A 14,166-nucleotide genomic window follows, 5' to 3' on the forward strand; every position below is an offset into this window, starting at 1 on the left:
TTAGGATCCTCCGCCAGAGTTAGAGCCGGTGTTGGAACCGCCGCTGGAACTAGAAGACCCGCTCGAGCTAGCAGCGCTTTCTTTTTGCTGGGCGATGGCGTCCAACTCCGCCTGGCGATCGGCTTTTTCCTGCTCGACCACCGCGGGGTCGCACATCCACTGCGACAGCACCGCGCGATAATTAGGCTGGTTGTCCGGCACATTGCGGGCCACGATCACCTGCACAGTTAGCAGGCCAGCCACATCGGTCTGTTCGACGTTGACGGTGTATACCCAGTTCGAGTCGTTTTCGTAAGTGGCATTCGCGACGCTTTCCGGCAGCATGATACCGCTGGCGATTTCGCTTAATTTGCTTTCAGCGATAAGTGCTGCCTGCACCTCGTATTGAGAGGATTCGATATTACGCAGCCCGCCGATGACCAAACCGCTAATCACCACCAGCGACATGCCCAGGATGGCAATCGCCAAGAGGACCTCCAACAGCGAAAAACCCGCCGTGCGCGCGATGGATCGCGGTTTTGTGCTGGATAGCAAAGTTGACCGTTTCGTTGTCAAGTCAAGCGTCAGGGAGGGTGCTGGCGGGGAGAATGGATTCATAAATTCCCCCCCGTGGCCGCTGGCGCGGGAGGATTGCCGCTGGCGTACATTTCGGACACGAGCGCTGTGCCGGTCAGACCGCGCAACTGGATTTTGATCGCCAAGCCGGTTTCGTTGACAAGCTGGACTTCAGCGGTGGAGGTGCTGCCGTCGGGATAAAAGTAGAGTTGCTGGCCGGTACCGGCGTTTGTGCCGTTCCCGCTGCCAGTGGCGGATTGATTAGCGGCGTTGGCCCCTTCGGCGGTTGCCGCGGCGGTGGAGCTGCGTTGATCCTCCACGCTTGCTAGTTCGGCATAGGTCACACCATCCGGCAGGGTAAATTGCTCTGTAAATACCTGGGTGCCGGGATTGGCCTCGACGCTATCGGTAAAGCCACTCAGTGGCTGAACCGAGTATTGGCTGGCGGTCGGACCAAACGTCAACGTATGGGCCTGCCCACTGGTGATGGCCCGCGCGCGGGCGGTGGACATGGCGATGCGCAGTTGGTCCGCGGCGGACCCCAACCGGGCCGAGCTGGCCACGCCAAAGAGGACCGGCAACGTCAAGGAAACCAAAATTACCCCTAGCGCAACCACAAGCAGCAGCTCCACCAGCGTAAACGCCGAGCGGGAAGTCCTGCACTGGTAAGGGCGTGATCGGTGGGGCATAGAATTCGACTTGGATATCAAGAGCGTTGTAAGTTGCGGGTCAAAGGCATTTGATTCTTTGCGGGCCAAAGGCCCGACCTATCTCAGCCTAGGGCAAGCGCAGCGTCGCCCTAGGTAAATCGTTGTACAAAATTGACAGGGCCAACGGCCCGATTCATCATTGTTGTCGTCATTGCAAAAAGTTCTTATAGCCACGGATTGACACGGAGGAAACACGGAAGCTAAAGGGGGTCGGGAGTCTTCCGCGATCAAGCCTGTTTACCAAAAGCGTATTCACCGCGTCAGACTCCCGACCCCGTGGTGTTACACAAATTGAATTGATTTGCGCGGATGGGAAGTTCTGAAACATATCAGCGTCATCGGCGGTTCACAAAGCGATCATCCTTACAATGCCAAAAGCGGGATTTCTTAAGGGATTTCAGCACTGAACTAACACAGATTCCTACTGAAAATATCCGCGTATCATCTGTGAAAATCCGTGGCTAAAAAATCTTAATCCACAGATCTTCCCGCTCTGTGAATTTCCTTGTGTACTCTGTGCCTTCGTATCGGCAACGGGTACGTATCGGCAACGGAGTTGCCTCCTACAAGGCCCTTAATTAAAACTTGAAATGTCGTCCTCGGTCCCTTGGCTGCGGTCGGGACCGGCGCTGAGCACTTCGATTTTGCTGTCATACTGGTCGGGCTGGCCGATGATGTAGTCGCTGCCCCAGGGATCGGGTTTGACACTGTTGAGGTACGGTCCGCGCCAGGTGGCGACATCCATCCCGCTGGGTACATTGACCAACACATCCAGGCTTTCGGGCCATTGCTTGTGGCGGGTTTTATACAGCAGCATGGCGTCGGCGATGGCTTTGACTTCGATCTTGGCGTTGTCGATGTCGGCCCCGGCCTGCACGCCGGTGTACACGCCGATCGCCATCCCGGCCAGAATGACCAAAATCGCCAGGACCAGCAAAACTTCGATCAGCGTAAACGCGGCCCGCCGCGCGTGTGTGCGGGAACCCCCGCGATACAAGCTGTACTGACGAAAACGAACTTGACGATCACGCGACATGGTCTCTTGCTCCTCAAAAAAAAGTATTAACTTGTTGGTAAGTTGAATCAAGTTCCAGCGATACAACTGTCCGCAATTCTTCATTCTTCATTCATACTTCTTACTTTGACTCATCCTCCCGCCGAAATCTTGAACATCGGCAAGAGCAACGCCACCACCACAAACAGGACCAACCCCGCCAGCACGACCAACAGCAGCGGTTCCAAGAGCTTGATAAACAAGTCGAGTTGCCGCCAGGTCTGCTTTTCCACTCCGTCGGCGATCTCCACCAGCACCGTATCCAGCGTGTTGGACTCTTCCGCTACGGCGATCATCTCGGTAATCGTGGGGGGAAAGTGTCCGCTGGCGGTGAGGGGTTTGGCCAGGGATTGCCCGGCGGTGATGTTTTCGCTGGCGGCGTTGATGGCGGCGGTCAGCACCTGATTGCCGGCCGCTTCGGCGCTGATCTGCAATGAGCGGATAATCGGTACGCCATTGTGCAATAGCGTCCCCAGCACGCGGCAAAATTGAGCCACACTGAGGTTCAGTAATATCCCTCCCGCCCCGGGGATGCGAATTGACCATTTATCGCGTAAATATTTTCCAGCGGGCGTGCTAAAATAGTGCTTAATACTCCAGACCACGCCAATGATCACCAGCGCGATCAGCCACCAGTAACTAGCCAAAAAGCCGCTCATGTAGAGTAAAACTTCAGTCACCAGGGGCAAGGCCCCCTTCGCGCGGAGGCGGTTAAAATGCTCTTCAAAACCGGGAACGATAAAAATCAACAGCCCCGCGACCACCAACAGGCCGATGCTAATCAGTACCAGCGGATAAACCAAAGCGCCGATTGTGCGGCTTTTTAGGTCGGCCTGTTGTTCGGTGAATTGGGAGACACGTTTGAGGGCGTCCTCTAAAAAACCCCCTTCGCTCCCCGCCCGGACCATGTTGATCGCCATGTCGCTAAATGTCCGTGGATAGCGGGCCATCGCGTCCCCCAGGCTGGTCCCATCTTCCACGGTGGCGTGCACCTGGGTGAGGACCTCTGTTAGGGCGGGATTTGTCGATTGCTTTTTAAGGACCTCCAGCGATCGCAATAGAGGCACGCCGCTTTTTAACAAACTGGCCAGTTGATTGTAAAACGTGGCCATCAACTGCGGCTTGACCCGTCGCCCCGCGACCTGTTGCGCGACCTGTTGTGCTTTGGTATCGACATGCAGCGGAAACAGCGCGCGCGTCGAGAGCGTCGCCAGCACTTCCCGCTGGTTGGCGGCGCTGATCGTGCCGGTCACGCGCTGACCTGACTTATCTCGGGCAATATAGGCAAAATCGGGCATGCGGGGAAATGCGAGGGGTCAGGGAACAGGGGATGGGGAACGGGGGAGTGGGGGGAAGCAAAGCCGCCGATGGCATCGGCGGTGAATTGGAGGAGTGGAGTTTAGAGTATTGGAGTTTGGAGCGGTGGAGTAATGATAAACACGCTTATCAATTCTTCTCATTCTTCATTCTTCATTCATACTTCTGCATTTGACTCAGTCTCCCTTGGTCGCGCGTAAAATTTCATCCACGGATGTATCGCCAGCCAGCACCTTTAGCCAGCCATCTTGACGCAGCGTCAGCATCCCCTCGGCCAGGGCCGCCTGCTTGATCGCCAGCGTGCCAATCCTTTCCTGTGATATCTGCCGAATGCGGTCGCTATTGACCAGTAATTCATAAATACCAAACCGCCCCTGGTAGCCCAGGTTCCGGCATAAGCGGCAGCCAACGTGCTTGTACAACGTTTGGCCCAGTTCGCGAAATTTTTCCCAGGGAAAGTCGCGCGGCATTTCATCGGCCGCCGGTTGATAAGGGACTTTGCAGTGGGGGCATAACCGCCGAACCAACCGCTGGGCCATGACGGCCTCTACCGTGCTCGATACCAAAAATGGCTCCACGCCCATGTCCACCAAACGAGTGTAGGCCCCGGCGGCGTCGTTGGTGTGGAGCGTGCTAAAGACCAAGTGCCCGGTCAAGGACGCCTGGATGGCGTTTTCGGCCGTTTCCAAATCGCGGATTTCCCCCACCAGCACGATATCCGGGTCATGCCGCAAGATACTGCGTAGCGACGCGCCAAACGTCAGGCCGATCTTGGGATGGACCTGGATCTGGTTGATACCCGGCAGTTGGTATTCGACCGGGTCTTCGGTCGTGATGATTTTGGTCGTGTCGTCCCGAATTTCCACCAGCGAACTGTACAACGTGGTCGTTTTGCCGGAGCCAGTCGGTCCCGTAACCAGGATGATTCCGTGCGGCAGGCGGATCAGTTCTTGATAGCGGGCGTACAGTTCCGGCCCCATGCCCAGCTTGCGCAGGGAAAATTCCATGCGTCCTTTGTCCAGAATACGCATGACGATCCCCTCGCCATGAATCATCGGGATGACGCTAACGCGCACGTCCACTTCGCGTCCTTTGATCTTCAGCTGGATCCGGCCATCCTGCGGCAAACGTTTTTCGGCGATGTTCAGCCGCGACATGATTTTGAGGCGGCTGATAATCGCCGCCTGAAATCGTGATAGCTCAGGCGGCGTGGGTTGGGTGTTCAAGATACCGTCGATCCGGTAGCGAATATGCAGCCCATCCCCCTGTGACTCGAGGTGGACGTCGCTCGCGCGCGTTTCGATCGCCTCGATGAGGATTTCGTTTACCAGCCGCACCACGGAGGGTTCTTGGGCTTCGTTGGATAGCTCCGACCCGTCGGTGACCAGGTCTTCCAGCAACTGCACCTGCTCATCGGTATTGGCGATCAGGTTGGTTACCGTTTCGCTGCCAACGCCCAGGCGGGATTTGATCAGCTTGGCAATTTCGGCGCGGCTGGCCAGGACGGGAATAATATTTAATCCGGTGCTAGCCCCCAGTTCGTCCAGCGGATACAGGTCAAACGGGTCGCTGGTGGCGACGATCATGCTGCCGTTTTCCCGCCGAATGGGATAAAGGGCCTGACGGTGCAACAATTTTACGGGAAAGTTGGCCAGCAGCGATTCGTCAAATTTGGCCTCGGCCAAGTCGATAAAATCCAGCCCGACCTCCGCTCCGATGGCGCGCAGGGCTTGTTCCTCGGTCAAAATCCCTTTTTCCACGGCGATTTGATCAAGGCGCGTGCCGTTATGCTGCAAGGCTCGCAATTGTGCGACCTGCTGCGTGTCCAGCAATCCTCGTTTGAGCAGGATTTCTCCGGCTTCCATGGCGGATACACTTATTAAAAAAGGTGGGTGGGGGTCGGCGGGGTGCAGCGTCGCGAAACGTGCAGGCGTGTCGCAAACGTCGGGGAATCATTTCCGCTGGGGACTCATGGCCAGAGGGAAAGTCTCTCTCCCCCCCGTACGGTAATCTGACCAAACTGGCAGAATAATATCCCCATAGCAAATTCGCGAATTAGGCGGGATATCGCATTAAGCCTAAATCCCTTAATGACTTAGATGCAATAGCAAGGGCTGTGTCGCGCGTGCTAAGTCATTTTTGCCATATCCCCAACAGGAATTCTCTCATATTCATACTAATTAACCAAGCAAATTCCCGCCAGTTTCGGTTGAACCCCGGAAATGCGGCGAATTTTACAGGTTTTTAGCCAGATGTTCAAATTCCAACCGACAAACTTTGCACATATAAAAATTCCCGTGAAATAAAAAAACCACCGGCCAGAGCATGTAGGTGCCCTAGACCGGTGGCAAAGTTTACAACGCGAATGTTGGCTAAGTTTTAGTCTGAGAGATTAGAGTTCCGGGCCATCGACCGGGGGCCGTGCGGGACCACCCCCTTCGCCACCGCCAGGACCACCCCCTTCACCTCCGCCGGGACCACGTCCGCCGGGACCCCCAGGACCACCCCGACCACCACGTCCGCCGCGGCCAAATTGGGCAAAGTCCATTTCAAACTTAGCGCCTTTCATTTTTTCCAGGCTGGATTTTTGATCGTCAGTCAGGACAGCCATCGAGCGGGATTCCAGTTCTTTTTGCAGTTCTTGCATGGCTTCACGGTTGCCGCCGCCAGGACCGCCCCCTCCCGGACCACCCCGTCCGCCAGGACCCCCGCGACCGAATAACTTGCTGATTTCCTCACGAATTTCAGTGCTAATTTCTTCGAGCTTGGTCTTTTGTTCGTCAGTGATTTTGAGAGCGGTCGCCACTTCGGGGTTTTGCAACGCGCGGACGCCCTGCATTTGGATGCTGATTTCCTTGAGGCGGGTTTTTTGCTTGTCATCCAGCACCCCCTCTAGCTTGGTTTGCAGTTCCTTAGTCTTTGGCTCCATCTTTTTGCGCATGTCTTCCATCATGGTGCGGCGTTCTTCGTCACTGGCGTCGCGCATTTTTTCACGCATGTCGCCAAAGGCCTCTTGCATGGCGGTGCGGGATTCCTCGCCAATTTCTTTGATTTTGGCGATTTGATCCTCGGTAATGGCCAGTTCTTTTTGCAGTTGTTCGTTCTGCAGCAGCATCACATTGTTACCACCAGGCCCGCCAAATCCTCCCCCAGGGCCCCCAAACCCCCCAAAGCCGCCAGGCCCGCCAAAGCCCCGGCCACCACCAGGTTGGGCAAAAACTGCGCTCTGGCTGGCCAATGCCAAGCCACAGGCGATAGCAACGCTTAACACGAACGTGCGTGCGGACATAAATAACTCCTGCTAATGGAAAATGCGATAAGTTTAAGGGCATGTTTGCCACTCTGGTTCTGATAAACACCCACGTGAATCAGAGGTTTCGCGGTTTTCCGATATAATTTGACATTATCCGGCCTAAAGCGCGAATTATCATAAAATGGAACTTTCCTCGGCGCGCGGGGTTAAATTATCATCAAATTAGATGAGTTTTCTCTGAATATGTCTTCCTGATGCTTTCCGTCCACGCGAAAAATCCATTTTTTTATTGCTTATTTCCATGCTGACACGTAACAAATGGCTGTTTTTCACTGGTCCCGACGCCATGTGGGGGAATTACCTGGGTCTGATGGGTGCCACGTTGCTGTTTTTCCTAAGCGCGGGGCCAGCACCGGTTTTTGCCCAGGATGCGGATTTAGATACGTACTTGTCCCGCAAGGATGAAAACCAAAACGGGATGCTAGAACCAGAGGAAATCGCCAACGGGCGTACCCTAAAAAACGCCATTGAACGGGGAATCAAGGACCGTCAAGTAAGCCAAAATCAGGCTTCCCTACCCATTGCCAAGGCCAAAACGGTCATGTTGCGTTATAAAAACGACATGGTCAAGGAAGGCCGCTGGAATATTGATGCGGGGGGAGGAGGAGGAGGATTTGGTGGCGGACCGGGGGGGGGTGGGCCCGGAGGTGGTGGACCCTGGGGAGGTGGCGGTCCCGGCGGAGGTCCCTGGGGAGGCCGTGGTGGACCGGGTGGCGGCGAAGGTGGACCGTGGGGAGGCCGTGGTGGACCTGGCGGCGAAGGTGGCCCCTGGGGAGGCCGTGGTGGACCTGGCGGCGGCGAAGGTGGACCGTGGGGCGGTGATCGCGAACGCAACCGCGATAACGCTAGCGAGAGTGGGTCGGGAGGGGGAAAGAAATCTGAACGCAAATCATCCGGAGAGGCTCCTGGAGTTCCGGGTTTTGGCGTGGCACGTGAGATACCAGAAATAAAGGGTTTTGGTGGTGCGCTCCAGAGCGCCGCCGCCGACAAATCTGACGTGGGACGTGATCCACCCCCGGAAAATCGTGAAAACCGCGATGGCCCCCGTGAAAACCGCGATCGTGAAAACCGGGAAGTCGTTACCAACCCCGGCAATCCAGCACCCGGAGGACCTCGGGGTGGACCGGGGGGCGGGCCCGGGCCGGGACGCGACCGTGAGCGAGAAGATCGCGAACGCCGGGAAAAAACGAAAGAAGCCGCCCGCAGTATGATTAAGCAATACGACAAAAATAAAGATGATGTCCTGAGCAAAGCCGAAGGGGAATGGGATAAATTTCGCGGCGATCCCTCCAATGCCGACTACAACAAAGATGGCATTATCACCCATGATGAGTTGACTGATCGGCTGGTTGAAAAAAGCCGCGAAGGAATGGGAGGGGGGGGGGCCGGTCCTGGTCCTGGTGGCGGCGGTTATGGGGGGGGCGGAGGCTATGCCAGCAAGCCCAGTGTGGGGGCCAATGGCAAACCGTTGCGACATTTGACCCCGACGGAACGCCTGCCCGAGGGGTTGCCCGGTTACTTTTTGCGTAATGACACGAATGGCGATGGCCAGGTGAGCATGTCGGAATACGCGGCGAGTTACAGCAACGAAAAAGCGGCCGAATTCATGCGAATTGACGCGAATGGGGATGGCATCATTACCCCGGCGGAATGTTTAGCCGCGGAACGGCGAAAATAACTGGATATTATCCCCGGTGAAATGTCTAATAACCAGCAGCGAGGATCATTCCTGAGTATGCTGGCGGACATTTATGGGACTAACCATCCATTTTGAATTTAAGTTTCAAGGGACCAGCGCGGCCGCGTTGACCGTGGTGGAAACATTATTCGCAACGGCGGAACAGCAAAAGTTCCCGACCCTCTTGGAAGTTACCACGGTCCTTGATCCGCCGCCGGACGAGGAGTATCCCGGCGGATTTATCGGTATTTTTTCCATCCGCTATCTGCACAAAATCAAAACTCCGTTGCGCGAACTGCACGCATTTGTTACGGATCCCGGTGAAGGGAGCGAATCCGCCGAAATTGGATTGGCGCGTTTTGATGAACAACCCGGGGCAAACGGTGAGTACTCTTGGTTCTGGAACGGCTTTTGTAAAACCCAATATGCCAGCGATCCGCGGCATGGCGGGATCGAGAATTTTTTGCGCTGCCATCTGGGCCTGGTGGCCATTTTTGATCGGGCGGGTCAAATCCCCGGCATGCAGGTCCGGGTGGTCGACGAGAGTGATTATTGGGATCACCGTGATCTCGATAAGCTGGTCCAGCAAATCAATCGCTGGAATCAAATGATCGCCGCCTTTGCGGGAAAGCTAAAAGACCACTTGCCGGGCCAAGTAACCGGTCCCATCCTGGAAAATCCCCGCTTTGAACATTTGGAAGCGGAAGGTGTTCGCGAGTGGGAATCTTGGAATGACGGAAATGACAATGAAACAAAGCCTGCCTAACCTGCTTTCCCGGTCATGACCGAAAATTTGGCGGCACTTCGTGGAGCGGGGCAAACTTCTCTTGCGGTTTTGCCGGTGGCCCGATTCAATGCAGGGATGAAATGGAGGCGTTGGCGGGATAGCCATTCTCCTTGCCAATATCTCCCCACTCTATCCGCCATGACGGGGAAAACCCATGAAAGACCGCCTGGACATTGCCCGTAATTGGCTCCCGCGGTATACCGGCATGCCGCTGGCCGAATTTGGCGAGTACATCCTGCTCACCAATTTTCAGTATTACGTGGAACGGTTTGCCAATAAGTTTGCGGCGCGGGTCTATGGGGATGGCCGCCCGATGCAGGCGGTGACGAATTCCGCCGGACTGACGCTGATTAACTTTGGCATCGGTTCCGCCAATGCCGCCACGGTTATGGATTTGTTGTCGGCCATCCCCCCCAAGGGGGTGTTGTTTCTGGGGAAATGCGGGGGGCTAAAGAAATCCACGGAAATCGGCCATTTTATATTGCCCATTGCCGCGATCCGGGGAGAAGGGACCAGCAGCGATTACTTTCCGCCCGAGGTCCCCGCGTTGCCGTCATTCAAGCTGCACAAGTTTGTCTCGGACAGGATCGTCGAGCGCAACTTAGAATACCGCACCGGTGTCATCTACACCACCAACCGCCGTTTATGGGAACATGATGAAGAGTTTCGTCGGCGGTTGGAACGACTGACATGCATTGGCATCGATATGGAGACCGCCACGATCTTTATCGTGGGCCACTATAACGAAATCAGCCGCGGAGCGTTGTTGTTGGTCTCTGATGTGCCCACGACGCCTGATGGGGTCAAGACCGAGGAATCCGACCGCTTGGTGACCCATAATTGGTCTGATGTGCACATCGACATTGGCATCGAGGCGATGACCGAAATTGGCAGCCGGGGAGAGCGGATCAAGCACTTTCGGCATTAATGTACTCATCACACTCCGTGTGATGAAATCCAAACAGTGTGATGGTGTGACGAGATTCAAACCGTGTGTGGAATCGATGGTTTGCCGCGACACGCGGCGGAGCGTGGATTTCCGAACAAGGGAGGCGGTTCGCAAGGGAAAACTTTCCGCCCTAACACCTCAAATTTGAAATCCAAAAATCTCAAATTTGGCAACCATAGACCACCACTTTAATGATCAGTCTGGGAATGCTCCCCGCTGGAGGCCGCATTGGTGTGTCCCTCTGCGTGCCCATGTCCGTCATCAGACGCGTGCCCATGTCCCTTTTCGTGCGCATGTTCCGCTTCGTGGCCATGCCCCTCTCCGTGGGCAGGCGACTCATGAGTGTTTCCCTGTTCGCCCGCTGGCGCGTGGGCTTGGCTGACATCCTCGATCAACTCATTGAGCAGGTAAATCTCCACTCGCGAGCTATGGTTGAGCCATTCGGCGTTGGATTGAAACGGCAGCGGTTCATAACTGGCCGATTGGCTGAGGCGAATCCGGCGCGGATCAATCCCCGCCTCCAATAACAACCGCATGACCGTGTCGCAACGGGCATAGGCCAATTCCCAGGAGCTGCCGTGTGCGCTGTCAGCGGGAAGCGCGCGGCGTCCTGTATGCCCCCGAATTTCGATGCGGTTGGTCTTGCCCAAGAGCAGTGGCGTAAAGGCTTGCAGTTGACGCTGCTGGTCGGGGGTGAGTTCGGTGGAGAATTCTTCAAAGGGGATCATCGTGCCGACGCTGGATCGCTGGCCCGCGAACGGCATCAGAGGGGGAATCACCTTCAGGCTGTCACCACGGATCACAATTGTGTCGGGAGGGGGTTTGTCGGTTGGCTCGGCCGAGCTATTGGTTTTGGTCTGTTGTTTGATGCGGCTGCCGCCGGGATGCAGGTTTTTGCGAAACTGGGGCAAAGGGCTGCCCGCGGGCCGATCTTTCGTTCCATAGGGATCGCTAAAATACTGGGCGACCGCCTCCTTGACCGGTTTATTTTGGGAAACGAGCCACATCACCATAAAAAAGGCCATCATCGCCGTCACAAAGTCGGCGTAGGCCACTTTCCAAGCTCCCCCCCCCTTTCCAGCCATGAGTCGTGCCTTCTGTTAATTCAATGACTAAGTGCGAATTACGAAATGCGAAATCAATACAAAATTCTATAGCGTGCCATTCGGCGACAGAGTCGCCTCCTACAACTCTCTCTGCGTGCCCCTCCGCCCCCCAGCACTTACCGGCGGACTAACGTCCGCCGCTCGCCAAATTTTATCCCTCTCCTCCCGTCTCCCGTCTCTCGTCTCCCATCTCCCGCCTCCCATCTCCCATCTCCCGTCTCTCACCTCCCACCACTCGCCCCTCGTCCCTCGTCCCTCGCCCCGCATCTCGCCGCCTATTTCCCCGCCGCGTCCACCTCGGCCAGCATCTTGTCCAGTTCCTCGCGGTTCGGTCGGACATCGCTAGTCAGGCCGCGGCGGGCTTGCTCGATCGCCACGCGGGGGGGGACGTTATCCACAAAGGCCAAAATGATCGCGGCGGTCGTGCGAAAAAATGCAAATTCCGCCATCCCCCGCAGTTCTAGTTGCGCGGCCAAGGGGGCCAAAAAACCGTAAGACATCAAAATCCCCAAAAACGTCCCCACGAGCGCGGCACCGACTTTGTGGCCGATCTCTTCGACCGGTCCGCTGATCGCCCCCATCGTGATCACGATGCCCAACACCGCCGCCACGATCCCAAACCCCGGCAGGGCGTCCGCGGTTTTAGTTAGTACAATCAACGGAATATGGTGCTCGTCCTCCATGACTTTGAGCTCTTTATCCAGCATCGCGGAAAGCTGCTGTGGGCTGGCCGAACCGTCGATCACGGTTGAAAGCGCGCCGCTGATAAATTCCGACAAGTGGTGGTTCTTGGCCACTAGGGGATATTTTTGAAAAATCGCGCTGTCATGCGGATGCGAAATGTGCGATTCCAGCGCCAGCAGCCCCTCGCGGCGGGCGGTCTTGAGCAGGTCGTACATGCACATCATCAGATCGCGGTACGCCGCCTTGCTAAAGGGATTCCCCCCCATGCTGGCGAGTATCATCTTAAACAGATCAATCACGACCTTGGGCGAGGAACTCACCAGCATCCCGCCAAACGCTGCCCCGCCGATGGTGACAATTTCGGACGGGTGGATCAGCGCGCCAATCTCTCCCCCGGCCATGGTAAAGCCGCCCAAGACCGAGCCGATCACCACGATAAAGCCGACGATGACGATCATGGGGGGGGTTCAATTAAGAATTAGGAATTAAAAATTAAGAATGGGCGGCTGGGTGGTGTTACTGGTATGCCGAGTCGGGGCGAGATACTGACCAAAACGGGGCCAAAGGCACGTTTGTCAACAACGCGACTGGCGCGCACGGGTCCCTGGAATCTTTATCGAACCGGGTGCCCCGCCGATATGAGCACCGGGCCGGGAAGTGAGAATTTGCGGGTGGTAGGGGTTAATTGGGCGTGAGATTGGCGAGACAAAATGTTTTTAATAGATGATGTAATTAGTGATACGGAAAACGCCATTATAAGGCTGTTTGAAAAATCATTAGAATAATTACCGTCTTACCAGGTCCGTGTTTTTGTTGAGACTCAGATACCGACCATTCGCCGCTGCCATTGGCGGCTTTGTTTGTCTAAGGTCACTTACCAAGAAAGTTGACAGCACCGGGACGGTGCCTACTACGTACGGTCTCTTGCCAAGAAGTTGACGGCACCGGGACGGTGCCTGCTACGTAGCGTCTGTTGCCAAGAAGTTGACGGCACCGGGACGGTGCCTGCTACGTACGGTCTCTTGCCAAGAAAGTTGACGGCACCGGGACGGTGCCTGCTACGTACCGCCTCTTGCCAAGAAAGTTGACGGCACCGGGACGGTGCCTGCTACGTACCGCCTCTTGCCAAGAAAGTTTACGGCACCGGGACGGTGCCTGCTACGTACGGTCTCTTGCCAAGAAGTTGACGGCACCGGGACGGTGCCTGCTTCGTAGCGTCTCTTGCCAAGAAAGTTTACGGCACCGGGACGGTGCCTGCTTCGTAGCGTCTCTTGCCAAGAAGTTTACGGCACCGGGACGGTGCCTACTACGTACCCCCCTACCAGCCCCAGCGGGTCGTACTGCGGACCGGCCAGCCACGGCGATAGACGGTGCGGCTGTTGACCACGCCGGGCGAGACAAAGACCGGGGACGGTTGTACGACAACGGGGGCGGGGGCAAAGAACGTTGTCTGGCGAACCGGCGGGGCATAAAACGTGGTCACGGGGGCCGCCTGGACCACCGGAAATGCCGGTTGACTTACAAATGCAGGCCCAGCGACGACGGGCGCGGGGCTATAAAAAGTCGTCACCCGCCGGGGCGCGCTCCACACCACCGGAGCCGGTTGCACAAACACGGGCGCTGGCTGAACAAAGACTGGCTGCGCCGGAAAAAAGACCTGCGCCGAGGCTGACGGGGTCAAGCTCGGCAGACTGACGCTGGAACAGGTGGCCAGGACCAAAAAGGTGACAATTTTGCGAATCATCGTAACGCCTCGTGGAAAGGGATTGGTCAAACTACTATCATTATACCCAAGCCAAGTGGGCTTGTGACAGTTGCCCTCCGGAAAGATTTTACCCGCCCAACAGGGGTTTTGGGGGCCTACCCTTGCGGATTTTACGCCCAAGAATTAGCATAAAGCAGGATTTGTGGCCGCTTGCAGCCTGACTGCTAAAGAGCCATCGCCGGGCCTGCCTGGATATTTGGCGGATATGTGGATCGCCAAATAAGAAATTTCACGGGGAAATTGGCGAT

The 14,166-nt window shown here is 56.2% G+C and carries 12 protein-coding genes; 3 read left to right on the forward strand and 9 right to left on the reverse strand.

Annotation, left to right across the window (positions count from 1 at the left end):
- The 6 genes from SFX18_03555 to SFX18_03580 all read right to left on the reverse strand — a co-directional run bounded on the left by SFX18_03555 (window position 1) and on the right by SFX18_03580 (window position 6,925).
- Complete coding sequence (locus SFX18_03555) at window positions 1-597, reverse strand: prepilin-type N-terminal cleavage/methylation domain-containing protein (protein MDX1962203.1); 597 nt, start codon at window positions 595-597, stop codon at window positions 1-3.
- The gene (locus tag SFX18_03560; protein MDX1962204.1) at window positions 594-1,244 is read right to left on the reverse strand and encodes a hypothetical protein; all 651 of its coding nucleotides are present in this window, start codon (window positions 1,242-1,244) and stop codon (window positions 594-596) included. Before SFX18_03560 ends, SFX18_03555 begins: the two co-directional genes overlap by 4 nt.
- 595 nt (window positions 1,245-1,839) lie before the next feature.
- Complete coding sequence (locus SFX18_03565) at window positions 1,840-2,301, reverse strand: type II secretion system protein GspG (protein MDX1962205.1); 462 nt, start codon at window positions 2,299-2,301, stop codon at window positions 1,840-1,842.
- A 110-nt stretch (window positions 2,302-2,411) separates the two neighbouring features.
- Window positions 2,412-3,617 (reverse strand): type II secretion system F family protein, encoded by a 1,206-nt coding sequence (locus tag SFX18_03570; GenBank protein MDX1962206.1) that lies wholly within the window; start codon window positions 3,615-3,617, stop codon window positions 2,412-2,414.
- A 195-nt stretch (window positions 3,618-3,812) separates the two neighbouring features.
- Window positions 3,813-5,501: a GspE/PulE family protein gene (locus SFX18_03575; protein MDX1962207.1), complete on the reverse strand. Its 1,689-nt coding sequence runs from the start codon at window positions 5,499-5,501 to the stop codon at window positions 3,813-3,815.
- A 527-nt stretch (window positions 5,502-6,028) separates the two neighbouring features.
- Window positions 6,029-6,925, reverse strand: coding sequence for a hypothetical protein (locus SFX18_03580; GenBank protein MDX1962208.1), 897 nt, complete (start codon window positions 6,923-6,925; stop codon window positions 6,029-6,031).
- A gap of 265 nt (window positions 6,926-7,190) precedes the next feature.
- On the opposite strand from SFX18_03580, the gene SFX18_03585 reads away from it, so the two are divergent.
- The 3 genes from SFX18_03585 (at window position 7,191) to SFX18_03595 (ending at window position 10,342) form a co-directional block, all read left to right on the forward strand.
- On the forward strand, window positions 7,191-8,627 hold the full coding sequence (locus SFX18_03585; GenBank protein MDX1962209.1) for a hypothetical protein: 1,437 nt from the start codon (window positions 7,191-7,193) through the stop codon (window positions 8,625-8,627).
- Window positions 8,628-8,700: 73 nt separating this feature from the next.
- Entirely contained in the window at window positions 8,701-9,393 is a 693-nt protein-coding gene (locus SFX18_03590) for a hypothetical protein (protein ID MDX1962210.1), read from the forward strand.
- 175 nt (window positions 9,394-9,568) lie between these two features.
- Window positions 9,569-10,342: an AMP nucleosidase gene (locus SFX18_03595; GenBank protein ID MDX1962211.1), complete on the forward strand. Its 774-nt coding sequence runs from the start codon at window positions 9,569-9,571 to the stop codon at window positions 10,340-10,342.
- Between the two features lie 209 nt (window positions 10,343-10,551).
- Here the strand turns inward: SFX18_03595 and SFX18_03600 are convergent, their stop codons facing one another.
- The 3 genes from SFX18_03600 to SFX18_03610 all read right to left on the reverse strand — a co-directional run bounded on the left by SFX18_03600 (window position 10,552) and on the right by SFX18_03610 (window position 13,897).
- Window positions 10,552-11,448: a flagellar motor protein MotB gene (locus SFX18_03600; GenBank protein MDX1962212.1), complete on the reverse strand. Its 897-nt coding sequence runs from the start codon at window positions 11,446-11,448 to the stop codon at window positions 10,552-10,554.
- Between the two features lie 296 nt (window positions 11,449-11,744).
- Window positions 11,745-12,611 carry a flagellar motor stator protein MotA gene (gene motA / locus SFX18_03605; GenBank protein MDX1962213.1) on the reverse strand — a complete coding sequence of 289 codons (867 nt, stop codon included), beginning with the start codon at window positions 12,609-12,611 and terminating at the stop codon, window positions 11,745-11,747.
- Window positions 12,612-13,471: 860 nt separating this feature from the next.
- The gene (locus SFX18_03610) at window positions 13,472-13,897 is read right to left on the reverse strand and encodes a hypothetical protein (protein MDX1962214.1); all 426 of its coding nucleotides are present in this window, start codon (window positions 13,895-13,897) and stop codon (window positions 13,472-13,474) included.
- Between the last annotated feature and the right edge of the window lie 269 nt (window positions 13,898-14,166).

The sequence above is a fragment of the Pirellulales bacterium genome, from assembly GCA_033762255.1.
Lineage (GTDB): Bacteria > Planctomycetota > Planctomycetia > Pirellulales > JALHPA01 > JANRLT01.

Excerpts from the sequence above, each read along its gene's own strand:
- SFX18_03555 (MDX1962203.1), bottom strand. The coding sequence starts at position 597 with ATGAATCCATTCTCCCCGCCAGCACCCTCCCTGACGCTTGACTTGACA.
- SFX18_03560 (MDX1962204.1), bottom strand. The coding sequence starts at position 1,244 with ATGCCCCACCGATCACGCCCTTACCAGTGCAGGACTTCCCGCTCGGCG.
- SFX18_03565 (MDX1962205.1), bottom strand. The coding sequence starts at position 2,301 with ATGTCGCGTGATCGTCAAGTTCGTTTTCGTCAGTACAGCTTGTATCGC.
- SFX18_03570 (MDX1962206.1), bottom strand. The coding sequence starts at position 3,617 with ATGCCCGATTTTGCCTATATTGCCCGAGATAAGTCAGGTCAGCGCGTG.
- SFX18_03575 (MDX1962207.1), bottom strand. The coding sequence starts at position 5,501 with ATGGAAGCCGGAGAAATCCTGCTCAAACGAGGATTGCTGGACACGCAG.
- SFX18_03580 (MDX1962208.1), bottom strand. The coding sequence starts at position 6,925 with ATGTCCGCACGCACGTTCGTGTTAAGCGTTGCTATCGCCTGTGGCTTG.
- SFX18_03585 (MDX1962209.1), top strand. The coding sequence starts at position 7,191 with ATGCTGACACGTAACAAATGGCTGTTTTTCACTGGTCCCGACGCCATG.
- SFX18_03590 (MDX1962210.1), top strand. The coding sequence starts at position 8,701 with ATGGGACTAACCATCCATTTTGAATTTAAGTTTCAAGGGACCAGCGCG.
- SFX18_03595 (MDX1962211.1), top strand. The coding sequence starts at position 9,569 with ATGAAAGACCGCCTGGACATTGCCCGTAATTGGCTCCCGCGGTATACC.
- SFX18_03600 (MDX1962212.1), bottom strand. The coding sequence starts at position 11,448 with ATGGCTGGAAAGGGGGGGGGAGCTTGGAAAGTGGCCTACGCCGACTTT.
- motA (MDX1962213.1), bottom strand. The coding sequence starts at position 12,611 with ATGATCGTCATCGTCGGCTTTATCGTGGTGATCGGCTCGGTCTTGGGC.
- SFX18_03610 (MDX1962214.1), bottom strand. The coding sequence starts at position 13,897 with ATGATTCGCAAAATTGTCACCTTTTTGGTCCTGGCCACCTGTTCCAGC.